14 protein-coding genes are annotated in these 16156 nt (G+C 69.4%); 5 read left to right on the forward strand and 9 right to left on the reverse strand.

What is annotated here, in order from left to right:
- Window positions 1-172: 172 nt before the first annotated feature.
- Window positions 173-1144: a hydroxyacid dehydrogenase gene (locus tag OHS16_RS04055; RefSeq protein WP_443042740.1), complete on the reverse strand. Its 972-nt coding sequence runs from the start codon at window positions 1142-1144 to the stop codon at window positions 173-175.
- A 336-nt stretch (window positions 1145-1480) separates the two neighbouring features.
- Here OHS16_RS04055 and OHS16_RS04060 point away from each other — a divergent pair, with 336 nt between their 5' ends.
- The 4 genes from OHS16_RS04060 to OHS16_RS04075 all read left to right on the forward strand — a co-directional run bounded on the left by OHS16_RS04060 (window position 1481) and on the right by OHS16_RS04075 (window position 6069).
- Window positions 1481-2335, forward strand: coding sequence for an ABC transporter permease (locus tag OHS16_RS04060; protein WP_328535763.1), 855 nt, complete (start codon window positions 1481-1483; stop codon window positions 2333-2335).
- A complete protein-coding gene (locus OHS16_RS04065; protein ID WP_328535764.1) occupies window positions 2332-3222 on the forward strand; it encodes a carbohydrate ABC transporter permease in 891 nt (296 codons plus the stop codon). Before OHS16_RS04060 ends, OHS16_RS04065 begins: the two co-directional genes overlap by 4 nt.
- Window positions 3223-3279: 57 nt before the next feature.
- The gene (locus OHS16_RS04070) at window positions 3280-4926 is read left to right on the forward strand and encodes an extracellular solute-binding protein (protein ID WP_328535765.1); all 1647 of its coding nucleotides are present in this window, start codon (window positions 3280-3282) and stop codon (window positions 4924-4926) included.
- 93 nt (window positions 4927-5019) lie between these two features.
- Window positions 5020-6069, forward strand: coding sequence for a LacI family DNA-binding transcriptional regulator (locus OHS16_RS04075; RefSeq protein WP_328535766.1), 1050 nt, complete (start codon window positions 5020-5022; stop codon window positions 6067-6069).
- Window positions 6070-6140: 71 nt separating this feature from the next.
- Here OHS16_RS04075 and OHS16_RS04080 read toward each other — a convergent pair whose 3' ends face one another.
- The 6 genes from OHS16_RS04080 to OHS16_RS04105 all read right to left on the reverse strand — a co-directional run bounded on the left by OHS16_RS04080 (window position 6141) and on the right by OHS16_RS04105 (window position 13599).
- A complete protein-coding gene (locus OHS16_RS04080) occupies window positions 6141-7685 on the reverse strand; it encodes a cytochrome P450 (protein ID WP_328535767.1) in 1545 nt (514 codons plus the stop codon).
- 67 nt (window positions 7686-7752) lie between these two features.
- Entirely contained in the window at window positions 7753-8367 is a 615-nt protein-coding gene (locus tag OHS16_RS04085; protein WP_328535768.1) for a GTP-binding protein, read from the reverse strand.
- A complete protein-coding gene (locus OHS16_RS04090; RefSeq protein ID WP_328535769.1) occupies window positions 8348-8722 on the reverse strand; it encodes a DUF742 domain-containing protein in 375 nt (124 codons plus the stop codon). The genes OHS16_RS04085 and OHS16_RS04090 overlap by 20 nt, the downstream gene beginning before the upstream one ends.
- Window positions 8719-9126 carry a roadblock/LC7 domain-containing protein gene (locus OHS16_RS04095; protein ID WP_328535770.1) on the reverse strand — a complete coding sequence of 136 codons (408 nt, stop codon included), beginning with the start codon at window positions 9124-9126 and terminating at the stop codon, window positions 8719-8721. Before OHS16_RS04095 ends, OHS16_RS04090 begins: the two co-directional genes overlap by 4 nt.
- Window positions 9123-10709, reverse strand: a complete 1587-nt coding sequence (locus OHS16_RS04100; protein WP_328535771.1) for an ATP-binding protein — start codon at window positions 10707-10709, stop codon at window positions 9123-9125. The genes OHS16_RS04095 and OHS16_RS04100 overlap by 4 nt, the downstream gene beginning before the upstream one ends.
- A 259-nt stretch (window positions 10710-10968) precedes the next feature.
- On the reverse strand, window positions 10969-13599 hold the full coding sequence (locus tag OHS16_RS04105; RefSeq protein ID WP_328535772.1) for an ATP-binding protein: 2631 nt from the start codon (window positions 13597-13599) through the stop codon (window positions 10969-10971).
- A gap of 332 nt (window positions 13600-13931) precedes the next feature.
- Here OHS16_RS04105 and OHS16_RS04110 point away from each other — a divergent pair, with 332 nt between their 5' ends.
- Window positions 13932-14705 (forward strand): DUF2127 domain-containing protein, encoded by a 774-nt coding sequence (locus tag OHS16_RS04110; RefSeq protein WP_328535773.1) that lies wholly within the window; start codon window positions 13932-13934, stop codon window positions 14703-14705.
- Here OHS16_RS04110 and OHS16_RS04115 read toward each other — a convergent pair.
- Together OHS16_RS04115 and OHS16_RS04120 are read right to left on the reverse strand one after the other, a co-directional pair.
- On the reverse strand, window positions 14695-15315 hold the full coding sequence (locus OHS16_RS04115) for a histidine phosphatase family protein (protein ID WP_328535774.1): 621 nt from the start codon (window positions 15313-15315) through the stop codon (window positions 14695-14697). The two genes, OHS16_RS04110 and OHS16_RS04115, sit on opposite strands and share 11 nt — an antisense overlap.
- Window positions 15316-15418: 103 nt before the next feature.
- Complete coding sequence (locus OHS16_RS04120; RefSeq protein WP_328535775.1) at window positions 15419-15988, reverse strand: histidine phosphatase family protein; 570 nt, start codon at window positions 15986-15988, stop codon at window positions 15419-15421.
- Window positions 15989-16156: the final 168 nt, after the last annotated feature.

The following is a 16156-nucleotide window of genomic DNA, read 5'->3' on the forward strand; positions in this document are numbered from 1 at the left end:
CCGGGGAGTTGCGAGTGGCGCCGAGGACCGCCCCCGGCGAGCGACCCCGCCTGCCGGGGAAAGCGTATTCACGGCGGGCCGACCCCACCGGGCCCGTCTCCCAGTGGGCGAACGAGGCCACGGGCGCGACTGTCCCGCCCTCTTCCAACAGTTCCGGCCATGAACCCGCCCCTCAGGCGAGCCGGGTCAGTTCGGCCCGCCCGAGCCCGCCACGCAGAGGCTCCCCGCGGGCGAAGCGTTCGGCCTCCTCCACCGCGTACCGCCCGAGCCTGCGCACCTCGCTGCCCTGGGCACCCGCGACATGGGGGGTGACCAGCACATTGGACAGACGAAGCAAGGGGTGATCCGTGGGCAGCGGCTCCGGGTCCGTGACATCGAGAAAGGCATCGAGGCGGCCCGAAGCGCAGACGCGGGCCAGCGCCTCGGTGTCGACGAGACTGCCGCGGGCCGTGTTGATCACCGTGCCGCCGTCCGGGATGAGCGCCAGCATGTCGGCACTCAACAGATGGCGCGTCTCCGGCAGTTGTGGGGCGTGCACGCTGACCACCGAGCTGCTGCTGCAGAGCTCCCGCAGCGGCACCAGCTCAGCGCCCAGCTCAGCGGCTTCCGCCGTTCCGACGTAGGGGTCGGTGAGCAGCACGCGGTACCCGGCATCCGACGCGACGAGCCGTTCGATCACCCGCCGGCCGATGTGCGAGGCGCCGATGACGCCGATGGTGCGGCCGTCCGCACCCTCTCGTTCGGTGAATCCGGGCCAGCCTGTCGCATACCGGGCAGCGCTCGTCAGGGCTCGTTTGGAGCCGAGGGTGATGGCGGCCAGAGTGAAGTCCGCCACCGGACCGGCGTTTGCGTCCGCCGCCGATGAGACCAGCAGCTTCCGTTGCCACACCGCTTCCGTGACGAGGTACTTGACCGAGCCCGCCGCGTGGACGACTGCCCGCAGCCGGGGCGCACCCGCCAGCACCTCCGCGGTGAGCGGGGGACAGCCCCAACCGGTGATGAGGAGTTGGGTACCGGCCAGCGCGTCCCGTGCATCGCCGCAGGTGAGCGAAGCGGTGAGCGGCAGGGGTACGAGATCGACACTTCGGGCCAGCCGGTCCCGCAGATCGGGCGGAAGCACCGCCTCGGCGACCTCGGGCCCCATGGCCAGTGCCGCCGTCGGTCTGTCGGCCACGCTTGCCGCCTTTCCGTAGTACGGATAGTAACCGTTTCCACAATAGTTACCGAGGTTACGGCCGTACTTCCCCAAGGGTCAAGGATTCCAGGGCGCCAGAGGCTTGACCGGTCCATGTAACCGTTTTAGATTCCTCGCACTCAATCCAACGACGGGAGGGTTGCCGTGCCGACGGTGACAGAGGACCGGACCGGCGGTGGGGCGGTGGCGCCACTCGCTGAGCCCACAGAGCCGTCAGAAGGCCCGCAACGACCCGTCCTTGGGTGGTGGAAGCGGTTCCACAGCAGTCGCACTCCGGTTCTCCTGATGGTCCCAGGGCTCGCTTACTTCCTCGTCTTCCACTACGGCGCCTTTGCCGGAAATGTGGTGGCGTTCAAGGAGTACATTCCCTTCGACGGCCTCTGGACCAGTCCCTGGGTGGGCTTCGACAACTTCAGCAGGCTGTTCTCCGACGGGGCGTTCTGGCACGCCACCTGGAACACCGTGGCCATCGCCGTGCTTCAGCTGGTCTTCTTCTTTCCGGTGCCCCTGGCCATCGCCCTGCTGCTGCACAGCCTCACATCCGAGCTGACGCGCCGGTTCGTGCAGTCCGTGGTCTATCTTCCGCACTTTCTGTCCTGGGTCATCGTGGTCGCGCTGTTTCAGCAAGTCCTGGGTGCCACCGGCCTGTTGAACACGGTGCTCGGCGATGCAGGGGTGCACTCGGTCGACATCATCGGCAATCCCGACGCCTACAGACCGCTGGTCGTCGCCCAGGTCGTCTGGAAGGACTCGGGCTGGGGCACGATCATCTTCCTGGCTGCGCTGATGCAGGTGGACGAGCAGCAGTACGAGGCGGCCGCCATCGACGGAGCGGGGCCCTGGCGGCGCTTCTGGCACATCACGCTGCCATCGATCCGGCCGGTCGTGGTGCTGCTGCTGATCATGCGGATCGGCGACATTCTCTCCGTCGGCTTCGAACAGATGCTGCTGCAACGGCAGTCGGTCGGCCCGGAGGCCGGGGAGATCCTCGACACCTTCGTCTTCTGGCAGGGCCTGGTCGGTGGCGACACCGGCTATGCCGCCGCGGCCGGCTTGTTCAAGGGTGTCGTCGGCGCACTTCTCGTCTACGCGGCCAACAAGGTCGCCCACCGGCTCGGAGAGCAGGGGATCTACTCATGAGTGCTGCCCTGCGTCCGGCCTGGATGGAGAAGCCGAGGCCACTCACCCGGGCCGGCAAAGCGCTGGCCGTCGTCGTCCTGGTCACCCTGGTCCTCGTCCCCTTCCTCGTCATCATCTCGACCAGTCTGGCCTCCAACAAGGAGGTGGTGGACAACGGCGGCTGGGTCCTCTGGCCGACCGACCCCACCGTCCGCGCCTACCAGCAGATCCTGCAGGGCGGCATCGTCACCAGGGCACTCGGCGTGAGTATCGGCGTCACTCTGGCCGGCACCCTGTTCTCGCTCGCCTGCACCACCTTCCTGGCGTACGCGCTCAGCAGGCCCGGAGTCTTCGGCGCCAAACCCGTACTGCTGCTCGTGCTGTTCACCTTTCTCTTCCCGCCCGGCATGATTCCCGCCTTCCTGCTGGTCAAAGGGATGGGCATGCTGGACACCTACACCGCCCTGATCGCGCCGGTGCTGATCAATGTCTTCAATCTGGTGGTGCTGCGCGGCTTCTTCCAGGGGATTCCCGAAGAGCTGTACGAGGCCGCCAGGCTGGATGGCGCCGGCGACTGGCAGACCTTGTGGCGGATCGCGCTTCCGTTGTCCAGGGCCGCTCTCGCGGTGGTCGGACTCTTCTACGCGGTGAGCTACTGGAACGCCTGGTTCCATGCCTCGATCTATCTGGACTCCGGCCACTGGCCGCTCCAGCAGGTACTGCGCACCTATGTATTGGGCGGGGCCCAGATCGCCGACACCGGAATGAGCGAGGCCGGCATGGTCTCGGCACCTCAGACCACACAGATGGCGGTACTGGTGATCGCGACCGTCCCGATCCTGATCGTCTACCCGTTCCTGCAGAAGTACTTCACCAAGGGCGTGCTGACCGGCGCCATCAAGAGCTGACACACGCTCCCCGTTCGATCACCTGCCCGCAGAGCCGACTCGAAGGGTTACCTCGTCATGTCCTCTCCCATCTCGCGCCGCACCATGCTGCGTTCCATCGCCGCCGGCGGAGCGGCCCTCGCGGCACCGTCGATGCTCACCGCGTGCTCCACCGACTCGAGCGGTGGCGGATCGGTCAGCAACAAGGGCGTCAAGCTGGCGCCCTGGCCGGACTACGTACCCGCGGCCGTGTCCCGGCCCGACCTGCCCGCGACGGCGGCCGGAGTGCAGGCCGGCTACACCACCTATCCGGACAAGCTCGTCAAGGCCACGACGGCGAAGCCCGGCAGCGGCGAGAAGATCAGGGTCCTGACGATCACCTACGGAACTCCGCCCAAACCCGCGTCGCAGAACAGGTACTGGGCCGCGATGAACGAAGCCCTGGGCGTGGATGTCGAGTTCACCGTCGTTCCCGATGCGGACTTCGACGCGAAGATGGCGACCGTGGTGGCCGGGGACGAACTCCCCGACATCATCAATATCGGCGGCGGCCATTCGGTGCCCCGCCAGGCCCAGTTCGTCCAGTCGCGCTGCGCCGATCTGTCGGATCTGCTCTCCGGCGACGCGGTCAGGGAGTACCCCAACCTCGCCAACATCCCCACCTACGCCTGGCAGGGCGTCGGCCGGATCTCGGGCAGGATCTACGGCGTACCGATCGAACGGCCCAAGCCGGCAGAGACGATCTTCTTCAACCAGGAGGCGTTCGAGGCGGCGGGCTACACACCAGGGATGCCGGCAGCGGAATTCGCTCATGTGGCCAAGCACGCCAACAGGCCCGGAAAGTACGCGCTGGGGTCCTCGTCCGGCACCCTCTTCGGGCACAAGACCCATGCCCTGTGGCACGGTGCGCCCAACGACTGGGAGATCAAGAACGGCAGAGCCACCGACATGTGGGGCACCGACCAGTTCAAGGACATGCTCGAGTATCTGGTCGCGACGAACCGGGACGGCGACTTCTACCCCGACTCCACGTCCACCTCCACCGTCGACATCAAGACGCTCTTCTACAACGGCACCGTGCTCTCCATGGCGGACGGCTTCGCTTCGCTGCTCCCCGCCCAGCAGGGCATCAAGGATGCGTACACCCTCGATGTGCTGCCCCCGTACTCCGTGCCCGGCCGGCCGGCCAACTACCAGCAGAGCACGGGTTACTTCGGCGGTACCTTCCTGAAGAAGGCGCCGAAGGGCCGCATCAAGCTGCTTCTGCGGGTGCTCGACTGGCTGGCTTCGCCGTTCGGTTCCGAGGAGTACCAGCTGATGCACTACGGCGTCGAGGGAACCCACTTCGAGCGCGACAAGGCGAACAACCCGATCGCGACCTCGCTGGGGCTCGTGGAGAACAAGGTGAACGTGCCGTTCGCCTACCTCTGCGACGCGCCCACCGTGCTCTTCCTGCCGGGCGCGCCCGATCTCACCTCCCGGGTGCACGCCTGGCAGCAGAAGGTGATGCCGATGATGAAGCCCAACGACCGGGCGGGACTGCAGTCGGACACCCTCACCAGGAAGGGCGTGGTGCTGGACCAGATGCTCAAGGACGGCACATCGGCTGTGATCACCGGCCGCAGGAAGCTCTCCGAATGGGACGCCATCTACAGGAAGTGGCGCGATGCGGGCGGCGCTCAGGCAGCCGACGAGCTCGCGAAGGAGTACGCGGCGGTCCACTGATCAGCGGGTAGGGCAGTATGGTCCCCGGGCGGCAGCCGACAGCGCCGCCGCCCGGCCGACGCCCGGACACATGGAACGACAAGGGGAGTGCCGGTGGGGGAGCGGGTCACCATCCGCGATGTGGCGGCGCGTGCCGGGGTCTCGGTCGCGACCGTCTCCCGGGTCCTCGCGGGGAACTACGCGACGTCCGCCGGAGCGCGGACCAAGGTATTGCGGGCCGTCAAGGACCTCGACTACGTCATCAACCCGCATGCGCGCGCGCTCGCCGGTGCCGGCCGCAAGACCGTCGCGGTACTGATCTCCCAGGTCACCAGCCCCTTCTACGCAAAGGTCGCGCAGGGCGTGGAGGAGGAGAGCGCCAAGCGCGACCGGCTCTGCCTGGTCTGCACGACCGGCGGCGATCCGGCCCGGGAGCTGGCCGTCGTGCAGATGATGCGCGAACAGGCCGCGGAAGCCGTGGTGCTGGTCGGGGGTGTGGCCGAGGACGACGAGTACCGGGCCCGGATGTCGCGGTACGCGCAGTCCCTGGCAGCGGCGGGATCACGGCTGGTGCTGTGCGGCCGGCCCGCGCCATCACCCGATGTTCCGGCGATCGTCGTCGAGTACGACAACGAGGCGGGTGCGCACGCCATCACCAGCTATCTGCTCGGCGCGGGGCACCGGGACATCGTGCTGCTGGGATTCGAACCGGGCCACACCACGGGCGAGGCGCGGGTCAGCGGCTATCGGCGGGCACTCGCCGAACACGGTCTGCCCCCCGGGGCGGCCCGGGTGTACGGGACACACTTCGGCCGGGGAGCCGGATACGACATCGTCGGGGCACTGCTCGACGAGAGCGGCGGACGGCCGGACTTCACCGCGATCGTCGCGGGTGACGACGAGAGCGCGGCGGCCGCAGTGCGTGCCCTGCAGGAGCACGGGCTCAGGGTCCCCGATGACATCTCGGTGGTGGGTTACAACGACGATCAGGTCGCCAGGGATGTGACCCCCCGGCTCACCACGGTCCACATCCCGGCCGAGGAACTGGGGCGCACCGCGGTCCGGCTGGCCCTGGACGGTGCCCAGCTCACCGGCCCCGAGCGGCATCTGCTCGGCACCCATATCGTGATCCGGGAGAGTGTCCGGCCACTCCCCCGCGCCTGAGCGGGATCCCGCCCGTCCCTGCCGGGATCCCGCTTCCGATGCCGTCGCCCACGGCGGACGGCATGGTCAGGTCAGTAGCCCCGCCACCAGCTGGTCAGTGACCGCCACAGCCGGGCCGGCGCCGATCCCCTGCGCTGAGCGGGAATCACGGCCGGGGCCTGGGCGGGCGGAGGCGGCGCCTGCGGAGCCGGGGCCGCCACCGGACGGGGGGCGGCAGCCGTCCCTGCCGCCGCGGGAGTGGTGACCTCCCACTCGGTACGCGGCGCCGGCAGCGCCGCGGGAGAGGGTGCCACCATGACGTCCTGCGGAGGGCGCTGGGCGAAGCGCACCGGCAGCTCCGTCAGATGACGTGACATCAGTGAGCTGGTCCAGCGCAGCTCGTGCTCCTCCACGGCAAGCTCGACATCGGGAAGCCGCATCAGCAGGGCGTCGACCCCGACATCGGCAATGGCGCGCCCGATGTCCTGCCCGGGGCACTCGTGTGCCCCGCCGCTGAAGGCCAGATGGGCGCGGTTGCCCTGCATGGAGGCCTGGGGGTCGGGGCGCACCACGGGGTCGATATTGGCGGGTGCGATCCCCACGATCAGAGCGTCGCCCGACTTGATCTGCTGGCCGCCGAGCTCGGTGTCACCGACCGCCCAGCGGCCGAAGATGGTGGTGAACGGCGGCTCGTCCCAGAGGGTCTGCTCCACCGCTTCGGGAACCGTCATATGGCCACCGCTGAGCTGGGCCCTGAACCGCGGGTCGGTGAGGACCATACGGAGCACATTGGCGATCAGATTCGCGGTGGTCTCGTATGCGGCGATGAGCACGAGCCGCAGATGCTGGCTCACCTCGTCGTCGCTGAGCCCCGCCGGGTGCTCGATCAGGCGGGAGGCGAAGTCGTCGCGGGGCGCTCCGCGGCGCTCGGTCACCAGCCGGGTGATCGAGGACATCACGAAGGCGTTGCTGGCGATCGCGGTCTCGGTGCCCTTGATCATGTCGCGGGCCGCCTGCACCAGCGCCTCGCTGTACGCCTCCGGCATTCCGATGAGCTGGCACATCACCATCATCGGCAGATGCTCGGCGAAGCTGCTGACCAGGTCGGCCCGGCCCTCCTGGCAGAAGTCGTTCACCAGCCGGTTGCTGAAGCGGTTGATGAAGCGACGGGTACTGCGGGTGTCGATGCGCGCGATGGCATCGGTGACCGCGCCGCGCAGCCGCTCGTGGTCGGCGCCGTCGGCGAAGGAACAGATGGGCTGCCACGTGAAGACCGGAGCCAGCGGGTGGTCGGCGGGCGCGGTGCCGTCCTGCAGGGCGCGCCAGCGGCGTGAATCACGGGAGAAGAGGGAGGGGGTGCGGGTCATGTAGAGGTTCTCGCCGTGGCCGAGCACCAGCCAGGCCGGGACATCGCCGTGCAGCAGCACGGGCGCCACCGGGCCGTGTTCGGCGCGCAGCTTCTCGTAGAGACCCATCGGGTCGTTCTCGGCCTCGGCACCGAACAGCCGGCGCAGCCCGCCGGCGCCGATACCGCCGGTCTCGTGGCCTGCGGTGCCGGCGAGCCCATGGGCCGGGCACTGCGGCGGCGGAACGGCCTCGCCGCCGGTGTCGAGCGGGTGGTCGAAGGGGGATGTCACGGTCACTCCAATTACGTACGGACGGGGACGGCCCGGGTGTCCGGCGCCCTGTGGGCCGGACACCCGCTCAGGCTCGTCGCATGGCGAGGGAGTGCAGATAGCGCATGAGGGTCATCAAGGTGTCCCTGCTGGACGCGCGCTGCCGGGCGTCGCAGTTCACGATGGGGACGTCCTCGGGCAGGTCAAGTGCGGTCCGCAGCGCCTCGAGCCGGTGGTGGGGTGCGTCGGGGAAGGTGTTGACTGCGACGACGAAGGGCACGCCCCGCTCCTCCAGGCGGCCGATCACATCGAAGCTGACCTCGAGCCTGCGGGTGTCGACCAGTACGACGGCTCCCAGCGCTCCCTCGAACAGGCCGTTCCACAGGAACCAGAAGCGTTCCTGGCCGGGTGTGCCGAAGAGGTAGAGCACCAGTTGCTCGCTGATGCTGATGCGCCCGAAGTCCATCGCCACGGTGGTGGCGGTCTTGCTCTCCACACCGGAGTTGTCGTCGACCCCGACCCCGGCCTGGGTCATGGTCTCCTCGGTGGTCAGCGGGCGGATCTCGCTCACCGAACGCACCATCGTCGTCTTGCCGACCCCGAAACCGCCCACAATCACGATCTTGACTGCGGCTGTGGCGGTGTCGGGCAGAACGTCTTCGCTCCGGGGGCCGGCGATCGTGTCAGAGCTTCTGGAGTCCATGCATCACCGCTTCGAGAAGGGCCCGGTCGGGAAGCGCGGCGCGGACGATGGGCGCGCGCGACTCGACCAGTTCGGCCGCGAGGAGATCGGTCAGCAGCGCGGTCACCACGCTGAAGGGCAGTCGCAGATAGGCGGAGATCTCGGCCACGGACAACGGCGACTTGCACAGCCGTACGATCGCGGCCTGTTCCGGCTGCACTGTCGGGGAGGGGTCGGCCCGGGCCACCACGATGGTGACCAGGTCGAGCGACGCGCGCTCGGCCCCGTCCGGGCCACCGGTGATGACGTAGAGCCGTTCCGGGTCCCCCGAGTCGGGATCGCTCTTGCGGCGTTCTCGTCGGGGCGGGGACGTCATCCGGCCTTCCCGTCATGCCGGGGCGGGCTGGCCAGATGGGCTCCGATCCGCACCACCATGTCGCGCATCTGTGCTCCCACCAGTCCCGCGTCCACCCGTTCGTCGGTGAGCACCGCGAGATACGAGCCGATGCCCGCCGCCATCAGATAGAAGAAGCCGCCGGTGATCTCGATGACCACGAGCCGCATCTTGCCGTCGCTGCCCGGGATTTCGGTGGCCACGGCCGCGGCGAGACTCTGCAGCCCGGCGCAGGCTGCGGCGAGCCGGTCGGCGCCGTCCGGATCGCCACCGTGCCGGGCAATGCGCAGGCCGTCCGCGGAGAGCACCACGATCTGCTGGATCCCGGGGACACCGTCGGCGAGCTCCTTGAGCATCCAGTCCATGCTGCCCAGCTGCTGAATCACGTCAGGTCCCCCTTGTCCCTGGAGTCGCCGGGCTCTCCGGCGGCCGAAGGCTCTTGCGGCACACCGTTGGCCGCCTTGGTGAATGCTTCGAGCCAGATCCCGGGCTGCGGCTCCTCCTTCTTCTCCGCGGGCTCCGGCGCGGGCGGCGTGTACGGATCGGACTCGGGCGCCTGTGCGGGTACCAGCGGGGGCACATCCCCGGAACCGAAGGAGGTGCGGAGACGGCTGCGACGCTGCGGCAGTCCGTTCGGGGTCCACTCGGTCACCACCGGTACGTCGTCCTCCATCGACAGCGCAACGGGCACCGGGCTCTTCGGTTTCTGCGGTGCGGCGGCCTTGCGGGGCGCCCGCGAGGGGATGCGGTCCGCGAACGCGCCGATACCGGTGTCACCGGTGCGGGGCTGTCCGGCAGCGCCGATCCCGTGAGCGATACCGGGAGCGGGGCCCGTGGTGATCATTTCGCGGGGGACGATCAGGACCGCACGGACGCCGCCGTAAGCGGACTGCCGCAGGGCGACCTTGAGGTTGTACATCTGGCTGAGCCGGCCGACGACCGCCATGCCGAGGCGGGGCGACTCCCCCAGGTCGTTCAGGTCGACTCCGGCCTGCGCCTTGGCCAGCATGCCCTCGGCGCGCTTACGGGCCTCCTCACTGAGGCTGACGCCACCGTCCTCGATCTCGATGGCGATTCCGGTCTGCACCTCGACGGCGGTGACATGGACGCGGGTCTGCGGCGGCGAGTACCTGGTCGCGTTGTCGAGGAGTTCCGCGCAGGCGTGGATGAGCGGTTCCACGGCCGGTCCGACGATGGCGACCTTGGCGATGGAGTGCAGATCGACCCTCGGGTACTCCAGGATCCGGGACATCGCGCCGCGCAACACGCTGAACAGCGGTACGGGCTTGGGCCACTGGCGTCCCGGGCGGGCACCTCCGAGCACCGAGATGCTGTCCGCGAGACGGCCGATCAGGGCGTTGCCGTGGTCGAGGCGGAGCAGGTCGTCGAAGACCTCGGGCTGCCGCCCGTGGTCCTCCTCCATCGCCCGCAGTTCAGCGGCCTGCTGGTGGACGATGGCCTGGACCCTGCGGGCGATGCCGACGAAGGCGAACTGCGCTCCCTCGCGCTGCGATTCCTCGTCGTCCACGATCTCCAGCAGGGAGGAGAGGATCTCGCGCTGCGCGGACGGCAGGTCGCGGTACATCTCGTTGTCGTCGACCAGGATCCGCATGACCTCCTGCGGCGACTCACCGTGCTTGAGACGGTGGATCGCCGCCGGCATGAGCTCCTTGGCGAGCCTCACGGTCTCCGCGTCGTGCGCGGCGAGCCGGCGCTCCAGGAAGGACAGTCGCTCGCCGTACACCCGGTGCAGCGTGCGGGACGCCGCCCCGCGGCGGGCCAGTTCGACGACGAGCAGGGCGACCACCAGGGTCGCCACCGCTCCGGCCCACACAAGTGGTATCCGGGCGGCTCGGTTCACCGCGATCGCACCGACGGCGGTGGCTGCCGACGTCGATACGACGGAGAGCAGCAGCGCGCGAACCAGCGGCGCTGTCCGATCGGTTGGAGGCGCCTCAACGCGAACCATGTGATCCCTCTGGCAGTTGACGGTGGGGAGAATCGAACTATCAAGACATGTGGGAACAAGTGCATGAATACATGTCATCTCAACTCACAATGAGCGAGCGTAGCCCGATCAGATCACCGCGACGGCATATTCTCCCAACCCTGTGCGGCAGGCGTCCGGGAGGAATAGACTCGCCGGTTTTACACAGTCAGCCGCCGTTCAAACACACGGAGTGACCGAACATACGTGTCAACTGGCCCCGGATGAGGGCAGATCGGCGTCAGCCCAGCGGTCCGGCCGACTCGGCCGCCCACCTGGCCCGGGCCACGAGGCCGTCGGCGCCGCAGGCATCGGCGAGTGCCAGCCCGCGCTGCAGATCGGGCCCTGAGCGCGCCGCGATCGCGAACTCCACCCGGGCGAGAGCGTGTTCATAGGCACACGGCGACGCTTCGAGATAAGCCACCGCCCCGCCGAGCAGTTCCACCGCCCGCTGCCCGGTCTCCAGCACAGCGGCGATCCGCAGCGCTTCACCGATGGCGGTGTCCGTGCCGAACCGCTCCGCGCGATCGCGCACGTACGCCACCAGCTCGACGGCACGGGGACGGTCCTCAACAGCCAGAGCCCGCACCAGATCTCCGGCCCACGGAGCCATGATCCCGTTGTGACGGCCGCGCACCTTCAGTATCTCGCCCGCGGACTCGAGTTCGGCCACGGCTTCTTTGGTACGTCCCTGCGCCAGCAGCAGCCGCCCCCGGACGGACGGCGCGTCGGGAATCACGATCGGAGCCGGATAGGGAGGGGCGAATCCGTAACGGTCGGCGACTTCGACCGCCGCGTCCACCCGCCCCCTGGCGAGCAGGGTGTCGATGAGCATGCAGGCTGCGTCCCAGTTCAGCGGCATGCCGTTGCCCACCCGCTCGGCGAGACGCAGGCTCTCCCGGAGGTAGTTCTCGGCCTCCACGAGCCGGCCGCGCCGGCGCTGGACATAGCCGATGAGGGCGTTGGCGAAGGACAGATGACCACCGCTCCAGCCGGCCGTGCGGAACGAGCGCAGTGCTCCCGCGAAAAGGCTCTCGGCCCGGTCGAGCCGGTCGGCGAAGGCGTACGAGAGGCCGAGCAGCGCCGCGGGCTCGAACCCCCACTCGGCACTGGTCCAGCCGGTGCCGGGCGCCAGCCCGCCGTTGACCAGGGCACGGTCGCATATTTCGACGATCTCCTCGGCGCTCTCGCCCCGGGCGGTGGCGTCGAAGGCCCGCAGGATGAGCAGGATCCGCTCGGAATCGTCCGCGCCGCTGAGCCCGTCGGCCATGGCGGCGAGACGGCGGGAGCGCCCCGGACCGTCCTCCTCGACGGCCTGCACACCTTCCCAGAGGAAATGCGCGCTCTGCAGCCGGCGGCGGGCGGGCCCGGGTTCGGTCCGCTCGGCCTCGGCGGCAGCCACCTGGGACGCCTCCCTGGGCTGATTGTTGTGGGTCAGCGCCTGGGAGAGCCGGAAGACCGCGTCCACCCGTACGTCCCCGTCCAGACCCGGCTGCGCGAGCGCCGCCCTGAGATGACCGACCGTGGTGGCCGGTGAGGTCAGCAGGGTGGCGCAGCCGAGTTCGTACAGCACGTGGGCGCGCACCGTCGGCAGCGGCGGCTCGGTGAGGGCTCGTTCAAGACAGCGCCTGGCCGCGTCCGGTGCACCGACCGCGAGATGCTCCGCCGCCGCCTCCCTCAGCTGCTGCACGAGTTCGGGGTCGTCATCGGGATGGACCTGCAGCAGGTGGCGGGCGGCCGCCGCGGCGCCCCTGCCCGCCATGGTGACCGCCCAGGCCGCCCTGCCGTGCATCGCCGTCCGGGTGGCCGCGGGCACGGCGCGGTAGACCGCGCCGGCGATCAGCGGATGGACGAACTCCATCGGGTCGGTGCCGGTGAGAATGCGGGCGGCGCGGAGCCGCTCCGCACACTCGGCGGCCTCGGCGGGCGGCATCCCCGCCAGGGAGGCAGCAAGCCGCAACGAGATGTCGGTGCCGAGGATCCCCGCAGCCCAGGCGAACCGGGTGGCTGCCGTGCCGAGATCCTCCAGCCGCGCGATCAGGCCCGAGCCGCGTGCGGACGCACCGAGGGCCCGCAGCGCACCCGCGGAGTCCTCCACCGGATCGAGCGCGTCATCGCGCACCCTGGCGAGCAGTTCCACGGTTTCGTAGGCATTGCCCCCGGTGACGGCCCAGACCTCACGGCAGAAGGGATCGTCCGCGTGCTCACCGAGGGCCGTCCTCGAGAGCCGGGCGATCGCGTCAGGGGTGAGCGCCCGCAGCGAAACGCACTGGGCCGCGGCGGATTCGAGCCTGCGGAGGTATTCCACGGTGTCGCCGACGGCTTCCCCGGTGCGGTAGGCGAGGACGATGAGCACCGGAAAACCCGGGCGCTGGGCGAAGGCGGCCAGCCAGGCAAGTGTCTCCAGATCGCACCAGTGTGCGTCGTCCACCACCAGGACCAGCGGGTGGTACACGGCGGCGAGCCGTGCGACCACCGCGTCAAGACTGTCCCGGACACCCTGCGGGTCGGTGTGCTGCGCACTGGGCGGGGCGATGCCCAGGGCCGGTCCCACGATGTCGTACCGGTCGCCGAGCAGATCCCCGCACTGCTCGGGGGTGCGCACCGTCAGGGCGGGCTGCAGGAGTTGACGAACCGAATGGAAGGGGACGGAGGTGAGCGCCTCACCACCGCGGGTCGACCACACCGTGCACCGGCCCGCCGCGAGTTCGCGCACCGCGTCGAGCATCGCGGTCTTGCCCAGGCCCGCCTCGCCGCTGTAGATGAGCAGACCTCCCGCGGCCTCCTCCCCGCACAGCGCTTCGACCGCTTCCGCGGCCGGCGCGATTGCGCTCTCCCGCTCCAGCAGGGGCACAGTATCCGGGCGTGCCATCCGGGACCCCATCGTTCCTCCCCTGCTGCCTAAACGGATTTCGAGAGTATCCCGGCAGGTCCACGCTGCGGGGCGGTCCGGAGGGACCGGTTCACCGTTGAGCAGAAGTTCCCATGCCCAGGTGGAGTTGGCGGTAATCTTCCTCTCCTGTCCTGCGTGACATGAGGACGACGCTGCCCGCGTGACGGATGTGCCCCTCGCCTTCCACGGACTTCAGGCGTCACCCCCCGGGACGTCACGGACTCGCCGTTCGCGGCCCGCTGCCCGGCGCCTACCATGCTGTGCGGCCATCCGCGCGAGGCGGTGTCCGGGTAATCACAGGGGAACCAAGAATGAAGATCGACTGGGACCGGCGGACGTGCGCACGGCGGGGGCACGTCACGTATGCCCCGCAGGAACCGGAGTTGCGGGAGAGACTGCGCGCCGCGACGGGTCTCGGCGAGGCCTGGCGCTGTCTGCGGTGCGGAGATTTCGCGCTCGGTGACCCGCATGGTTCCGGGCCGGCGGACCAGGCCCCGCTGGTGCCGCGGGGCAAGGTGCTGCGCGACATATTCATTCTGCGCTTCCTCGCCGTGGAGCGGGCGCTGCGCGGGGTGTTCATCGTGCTGGTCGCGGTCGCCGTGTGGAAGTTCAGCAACAGCCAGGACTCGGTGCGCAGGCTGTTCGACGAAAACCTCGACGTCTTGCGCCCGGTGTTCCGCCACTTCCACTACGACCTGGACCACTCCCCCGTCGTCGGGACGATCCAGAAGACCTTCGGGTACAAGCACTCCACGCTGGTGCTGGTGGCGGTGCTGCTGGTGGTCTACGCGCTCATCGAGATCGTCGAGGGTGTGGGGCTGTGGCGCGCGAAGCGCTGGGCCGAGTACCTGACCGTGGTGGCGACCGCCGTCTTCCTGCCGCTCGAGGTCTATGAGCTGACCGAGAAGGTCAGCTGGCTGAAGATCGCCACCCTCACGATCAACATTCTCGCGGTGCTGTACATCTTGCTCGGCAAGCGGCTCTTCGGACTGCGCGGCGGCCATGCGGCCTTCGAGGCCGAACGGCAGAGCGCTTCGCTGCTCGAGGTGGAGACCACGGCGGGGGTGAACGCCGTCACGCCGTGACAGCGGGGGTCTCGTTCCACGCGGCGATGACCGGGCGGTCGTGCTCGGTTCCGATCCGGCTCACCGATGCGGTGTCCAGGCGGAAGAGCGCTCCGGCGGAGGCCGGCAGACCGAGCCGCCGCGCGGTCAGGACCCGCAGGAAGTGTGCGTGACCGACCACGACGACATCGCCGCCCCGGCCGTCGAGGTCGGCGTCGCGCAGGGCCGTGTCGATGGTCTTCAGCGCCCGGTCGGCACGTTCACCGACCTGCTGGGGGCTCTCACCGGGGTGCTCCGCCGGACCGGGGGCGACACCGTCGGTCCACAGGTCCCAGTCCGGACGGTCCCGGTGGATCTCCGCAGTGGTGATGCCCTCGTACGCGCCGTAGTCCCACTCGTGCAGGTCCGGGTCGAGGAACGCCGGGCTGAGCCCGGCCAGCTCGGCGGTACGCAGGGCTCGGGAGAGGCCGCTGGTGAGAGTGAGCGCGATACGCCGCCGGGCAAGCAGAGGAGCGACCGCGCGGGCCTGGTCCTCACCGAACCCGGTCAGCGGGAGATCCGTCCAGCTGGTGTGTTTCATCGTGCGGCTCCAGCTGGTCTCTCCGTGGCGTACGAGAATCAGCTCACCCATGACGTCCTGCCCCTGCCCGTGTTGATGTGGTACGAGGTGTTCAGCGTGTCATGAACGGCGATGATTCCCGCAGAGGCGGCGCACGGTGCGCATCCGGAGTGATTCAGGTCTCCAGCGGGCGTCCGCATCGCAGGTTCCACCGCCCGGCCCGGCCGCTGAGCTCGGTCAGGGTGAGCGGGGCGACATCCAGCCGCCAGAACGCCTCGGTGCCGAGTGCGAGGGCATGCACCACGGCGATCCGCACCACCGCGGGGTCGGCGACGACGAGCAAGCGCCCGCCTGCCGCCTCCAGACCTTCCAGCCAGCCGCCGATCCGCTCCCGCAGCCCGTCCAGCGACTCACCGCCGTGCGGCGCCGCCAACGGGTCCGACAGCCACGCGGCCACCGCTTCCGGCTCCTCCTCGCTCAGCTCCTGCAGGGTCCTGCCCCGCCAGTGGCCCAAGTCCCAGCCGCTCAGCGCGGGTTCCGGCGCCGCCGGCAGTCCCAGCGCAGTGGCGGTCTGCCGACAGCGCACGGCCGGGGCACTGAGATACCGGTCGGCCCCCGGGAGCGCACCGGCAGCCTCCCCGGCCCTGCGGGCACCCGCCTCGTCCAGCGGTCCCTCGTCATCGAATCTGACCTCACGCAGTGCGGCGTTCCGGGCCGGTGAGACCAACATCACTCGTACTGTCATGCCTGCGCCCATCGCGTCGTAGGGCCCCGATAAACCCAGCAGATCATGGAAGTTGAGGCCTCGTGCCGCGGGGTCCCGGCGGCCGGGCACCGTAGCGGAGCGGACCGTCAAGCGGTACGGTCACGTGGACATGACGACGGTGTGACGGAAGTCCGGTGCAAATCCGGC

The sequence above is a fragment of the Streptomyces sp. NBC_00344 genome, from assembly GCF_036088315.1.
Classification (GTDB): Bacteria; Actinomycetota; Actinomycetes; order Streptomycetales; family Streptomycetaceae; genus Streptomyces.

Bases quoted from the DNA above. Each gene is read 5' to 3' on its own strand.
- OHS16_RS04065 (WP_328535764.1), top strand. From the start codon at position 2,332: ATGAGTGCTGCCCTGCGTCCGGCCTGGATGGAGAAGCCGAGGCCACTC.
- OHS16_RS04055 (WP_443042740.1), bottom strand. From the start codon at position 1,144: ATGGGGCCCGAGGTCGCCGAGGCGGTGCTTCCGCCCGATCTGCGGGAC.
- OHS16_RS04085 (WP_328535768.1), bottom strand. From the start codon at position 8,367: ATGGACTCCAGAAGCTCTGACACGATCGCCGGCCCCCGGAGCGAAGAC.
- OHS16_RS04120 (WP_328535775.1), bottom strand. From the start codon at position 15,988: ATGACAGTACGAGTGATGTTGGTCTCACCGGCCCGGAACGCCGCACTG.
- OHS16_RS04105 (WP_328535772.1), bottom strand. From the start codon at position 13,599: ATGGCACGCCCGGATACTGTGCCCCTGCTGGAGCGGGAGAGCGCAATC.
- OHS16_RS04110 (WP_328535773.1), top strand. From the start codon at position 13,932: ATGAAGATCGACTGGGACCGGCGGACGTGCGCACGGCGGGGGCACGTC.
- OHS16_RS04090 (WP_328535769.1), bottom strand. From the start codon at position 8,722: ATGACGTCCCCGCCCCGACGAGAACGCCGCAAGAGCGATCCCGACTCG.
- OHS16_RS04100 (WP_328535771.1), bottom strand. From the start codon at position 10,709: ATGGTTCGCGTTGAGGCGCCTCCAACCGATCGGACAGCGCCGCTGGTT.
- OHS16_RS04070 (WP_328535765.1), top strand. From the start codon at position 3,280: ATGTCCTCTCCCATCTCGCGCCGCACCATGCTGCGTTCCATCGCCGCC.
- OHS16_RS04115 (WP_328535774.1), bottom strand. From the start codon at position 15,315: ATGGGTGAGCTGATTCTCGTACGCCACGGAGAGACCAGCTGGAGCCGC.
- OHS16_RS04060 (WP_328535763.1), top strand. From the start codon at position 1,481: ATGGTCCCAGGGCTCGCTTACTTCCTCGTCTTCCACTACGGCGCCTTT.